Raw genomic sequence first — 5,073 nt, 5'->3', positions numbered from 1 at the left:
ACTTTCTACTTCTCCCTACAGTCTTAGAAGGTGTTTTTAGTTAGCGCACGGCTCAATCTTGAGCCTTTCCCTAGGCCCAGAACTTAGCAGGTAAGTTTCTGGGCGTTTTTTTATCAGTTAACCAGAGGCTAGTTAGGTCAACATTTCGAGTTCTGTGATGATCTGCATCGCTGCTTCATTGCTGTCACCGCACACATCTTCCATGGCCTTAAATTGCAAACACACCTGTGGACGCTCTGGCTGATTAAACAGTTTACACAGATTATTTTCATCTAGTTGAATACACCGCTCCCCCGCAGGTTTACCATTTGGCATACCGGGAATGGGTGTTGAAATACTTGGTGCTATACAACAAGCGCCACAACCAAGCCTACAATCCATTCTGTTTCTCGCAATTTTGACAATAAGTGGTGCATTTTATCGAAAAATCGACTACACGTAAAAGCATCAATCTCTTTTAAGAATGTAACGATTAATTTAGGTACGCAAAGCTTTGTTACATATTCCTGTAGGATTTAAACATCTCGACATAACTATTCGCGTATTCTTAAGCTTATCGATGATCTAGAGCCGTTAATCTGGGTCATTAAAAATCATTCAACAGGAAGGATTTTAACGTGGCTAGTAAAAAACAAATAATTCTACCAATTGCCGTTCTTGCGGTGGGAATTGCAGCGGCTGTTGCCATGTCTGCAATGAAACAACCTCCAGAAGAGAAGAAAGAAGAAATAGTACATCCTCTCGTACAGGTTCAACCTATTCATATTGACCCTGTAAGGCTTAACGTATCGTCATACGGTATCGTGATGCCAAAATACAGTACTGAGCTTGTTGCTCAAGTAAGTGGTCAAGTCATTTCATTGTCTGACAAGTTCGTCAAAGGTGGCTTTGTCAAAGAAGGCGACGTGCTTGCTCGCATCGACCCAAATGACTATGAGGCGTCGCTGATTGAAGCTGAAGCGGCTTTAGCACAAGCAAGCTCAGCGCTTGAAATAGAACAAGCTCAGGTGCAAGTAGCAAAAGCGGAATGGCAAAGAATTAAAGCAAACGCTAACGAAAAAATACCCTCCGAGCTCTATTTAAGAAAGCCACAGCTTGCTGAAAAGTTGGCAAACTTTAAAGCGGCGCAGGCCGCGGTAAAAAGAGCGAATCGAAATTTAGAGCGTACTTACATCAAAGCGCCCTACGATGCGATTATAGAATCTCGCACCGTAAGTCTTGGTAGTGTAGTCAACCCTGGTAATGGCTTTGGTAAACTCAATGCGACATCTGTTGCAGAAGTGCGCCTCCCTGTTGCCGATAATGAATTGAAATATTTACCGCAACAAGGTGTTGGTACCGATGTCGTGATCACCGCTGAAGTCGCTGGTCAACCGATGAGTTGGAAAGGCAAAATCGTCCGCAGTGAAGGTGTTATCGATAACAAAAGCCGCATGACCTACCTCGTTGCACAAGTCGAACAGCCTTATCACAACAGTGTAAAACCATTACGTTTTGGCGCTTATATCAACGCCGATATTCAAGGTTTATTAGTGCAAAATGCCACTATGCTTCCTCATCACTTAGTAAAAGAAGGTCGCGTTGCAACATTGGATGACGATAATAAGCTGAGCTACAAAAAGGTCAATATTATTAGAGAATACAATGGTATGGTCGTCGTTGATAACGGCGTTGAGTCAGGCCAACTGATTATTACTTCAGCACTGGACTATCCTTCTGAAGGGATGCAACTTCGTACAGACGATACTCCTTCGCAAAGCGCTAACACACAACTGGCGCTCAAAGAGGAGTAAGGCTTATGCATAGTCAAAGCACAGAAAAAGGCTTAATTGCTTGGTTTGCGCGTAACCCAGTTGCAGCAAATTTATTGATGATATTTATTATTGTGGGTGGCTTGCTTACTGCGTTTTCGATCCGCAAGCAAATGTTTCCACAATACGATAGTAACTGGATAAGTGTTCAAGCCGTGTATCCGGGTGCGGCACCTCAAGAGGTCGAGGAAGGGATCACGATTAAGATCGAGGAATCCATGGAAGGTCTCGAAGGGATCAAACGCCTGATCACCTACTCTAATCGTGGTTATTCACAAACTTGGATAGAAGTAGATGAGCAGTACAACACCAAAGAAGTGCTCGACGAAGTCAAGATGCAGGTGGATTCCGTCTCAACTTTCCCATCTGGCATGGAGCGCCCTATCGTGCGTCACGACAAGGCAACCCAAGAAGTAATGTGGCTATCACTCAATGGCGATTTAAGTCCCCATGATCTTAAAGAACTGGGTAATCGCATTCATGAAGAAATGCTGTCGTTACCTGGCGTTAACCTTGTACGTTTTGATGGTGGTCTGAACTACGAAATCTCTATTGAGATAAGCCCTGATAAGATGCGCGAATACGGCCTAAGTTTTAGAGCGATTTCGGATGCAGTAAAGAGCTTCTCAGCGAACATGTCCGCAGGTCAAATTCGCTCCGAAAATGGCTATATTTCAATGCGAGTTGAAAACCAAGCCTATCGCGGTGACGAGTTTAGAAAGCTCCCCTTATTAACACTACCAGATGGCGCACAGGTTAACTTAGGCGACGTCGCTATCATTAACGATGGCTTTGAGGAAGGACTTCAATACTCTAAATACAATGGCAAGAACTCACTGGTGTATGAAGTTAGCGCGTCAAAAGACCAAGACATCACCAAAGTTGCAGATATCATTAAGAACTATCTTGAGGCCAAGAAAGGCTCACTGCCACAAGGCGTAGAACTTGAACCTTTTATTGACTTGACCTATTACCTTAATGGCCGCCTTAACATGATGTTAGAAAATATGGCGTTAGGTGGGGTATTAGTTATGCTAATGCTTGCTCTATTTTTACGTGTGCGTTTAGCATTTTGGGTAATGATGGGGTTGCCAGTTAGCTTCTTAGGTGCATTTTTAATGATGCCAATGGGCTATTTAGACGTAACGATTAACTTAGCCTCACTCTTTGCCTTTATTTTAGTATTGGGAATTGTCGTTGATGACGCGATAGTCGTCGGTGAATCTGCCCATGCCGAAATAGAAAAACATGGCCATAGCCTCGATAATGTCGTCCGTGGCGTAAAGCGTGTTGCTATCCCAGCTACTTTTGGTGTGCTTACTACGGTTGCAGCTTTCTTACCGCAAACATTAGCAACCGGCCCAACGGCAGCATTTTCTAAAGCTATTGGTGGCGTAATAATTCTGTGCCTATTATTCTCTTTGGTTGAGTCTAAGCTGGTTTTACCTGCGCATTTAGCAGCGATGAAAGACAAACCAAGCAACCCTAAAAATCCGTTCCACCGCCTCAGAGAAAAAATGGATAGCGGCCTTCAATCTTTCATTGAAAACACCTACCGCCCATTCATTGTACGCTGTATTCACTACCGTTATACCGTTATCGTTGGCTTTTTAACCATTTTAATTGTCAGCGCGGGGATGTTTGCTGGTGGCTTAGTGAAGTTTGTTGCTAACCCAAAAATTCCCCATGATTTTCCACGTATCTCGATCGATATGAACTTATCCTCGTCAGAAAATGCGACACTTGAGTCAATTCAAAAAATCGAGCAAATGGTACTGAGTGTCGACAAAGAAGTTGAGACTGAGTACGGCAAAAAAATGATCCGTGATTACATGGTAAACATGAACGGCCGCACAAGCGCAAATATTATGGTGATCTTGGTTGAGCCAGATGCGCGTCCAATCGATACCTTTGCACTCAGCGCCCGCTGGCGTGATGCAATGCCTGCACTGCCAGGTGTTAAATCGCTAAACATTCAAGATAGCATTATGAATGGTGGCCGTGATGACGGAGACATTAGCTTTAGGTTAGAAGGTAAACACAAAGAAGAACTTCGTGAAGTCGCACAGAAACTAAAAGACAAGTTAGCAACTATCGAAGGCGTTGGTGATATCAACGACTCTATGCAATCAGCAACCGATGAAGTACAACTTGAGCTGAAACCTTTGGCGTACAGCCTTGGGCTTACGTTGGCGGATGTCGCATCTCAAGTAAATTTTAGCTATTACGGCCTTGAAGCACAGCGCATTTTACGTGATGGAGAAGAGATCAAAGTGATGATCCGTTACCCTAAAGAACACCGTGATGCCATTAGTGATATTCAGGATGTGCGTATTCTAACACCTCAAGGTGCAGAAGTGCCGTTGGTAGAAGTGGCTGATGTGAAATTGGTAGACGGTGTTAACCGAATTCGACGCGAAAACGCCAAACGCACGATTAATGTTTGGGCATCAGTTGATACAGAAATCGCACAACCATTTGAGATAGCAAAACAGGTTCGTGACGAATATCTTCCTAGTCTATTAAAGAACTACCCTGGCGTTCAAAGTGCAGTGGCGGGTCGCGTACAAGAAGAAATGGACAGTGTTGCTGAGCAAATTCGTGACTTTGCCCTGTCATTAATGATTATCTTCGCACTACTGGCAATTCCATTACGTTCTTATTCACAACCGCTGATTATCATGTCTGTGATCCCATTTGGTGTAGTTGGCGCAGTGTTTGGTCACATGGTGTTGGGTATGACAATGAGTAGCCTGTCTTTCTTCGGAATTATTGCCGTGGCAGGGGTTGTAGTAAACGACTCTTTGGTTATGGTTGATTTTGTAAATAAAGCACGCGAACAAGGCATCGATTTAAAAGCCGCGGCCGTCGAGGCCGGTTGTAAACGCTTTAGAGCAATCTTGCTCACATCATTGACTACTTTTATCGGGCTTGTACCGATCATAATGGAAACTAGCCTACAAGCTAAAATAGTCATTCCAATGGCTGTATCACTTGCGTTTGGCGTGTTATTTGCCACAGTGATAACCCTAGTACTTATCCCTTGTCAATATGTGGCACTTGAAGATGTTAAACGGGTTGGCCGCAAATGGTTTAAAGGTAAAGACTCGGCCGATAGCCAACAAGCGATATCAGAGCTACATTCCAATACTCACTAAGTAACAAATTACTAGCCCACAAAAAAGCTCGGAAATTTCCGAGCTTTTTTATTTTTTATACCAAGTCGCTTAATTAAGTGATCTATTTTGAGGCGAGAAAATCT

Annotated in this window: 3 protein-coding genes; 2 read left to right on the top strand and 1 reads right to left on the bottom strand. The window is 43.5% G+C overall.

Annotated features, from left to right (window positions below):
* Nucleotides 1-132: 132 nt before the first annotated feature.
* Nucleotides 133-381 carry a YkgJ family cysteine cluster protein gene (locus tag L1D50_RS21495; protein ID WP_010371625.1) on the bottom strand — a complete coding sequence of 83 codons (249 nt, stop codon included), beginning with the start codon at nucleotides 379-381 and terminating at the stop codon, nucleotides 133-135.
* A gap of 236 nt (nucleotides 382-617) precedes the next feature.
* On the opposite strand from L1D50_RS21495, the gene L1D50_RS21490 reads away from it, so the two are divergent.
* Nucleotides 618-1,793 (top strand): efflux RND transporter periplasmic adaptor subunit, encoded by a 1,176-nt coding sequence (locus L1D50_RS21490; protein ID WP_239966782.1) that lies wholly within the window; start codon nucleotides 618-620, stop codon nucleotides 1,791-1,793.
* A 5-nt stretch (nucleotides 1,794-1,798) separates the two neighbouring features.
* Nucleotides 1,799-4,969, top strand: a complete 3,171-nt coding sequence (locus L1D50_RS21485) for an efflux RND transporter permease subunit (protein ID WP_239966781.1) — start codon at nucleotides 1,799-1,801, stop codon at nucleotides 4,967-4,969.
* The last annotated feature ends 104 nt before the right edge of the window (nucleotides 4,970-5,073 follow it).

Origin of the sequence: Pseudoalteromonas sp. Isolate6 (genome assembly GCF_022398435.1) — a bacterium.
Lineage (GTDB): Bacteria > Pseudomonadota > Gammaproteobacteria > Enterobacterales > Alteromonadaceae > Pseudoalteromonas > Pseudoalteromonas galatheae.
This window is presented reverse-complemented; position numbering and strand designations above follow the sequence as displayed.

Coding starts and splice junctions, on each gene's coding strand:
- L1D50_RS21495 (WP_010371625.1), bottom strand. CDS start 381: ATGGATTGTAGGCTTGGTTGTGGCGCTTGTTGTATAGCACCAAGTATT.
- L1D50_RS21485 (WP_239966781.1), top strand. CDS start 1,799: ATGCATAGTCAAAGCACAGAAAAAGGCTTAATTGCTTGGTTTGCGCGT.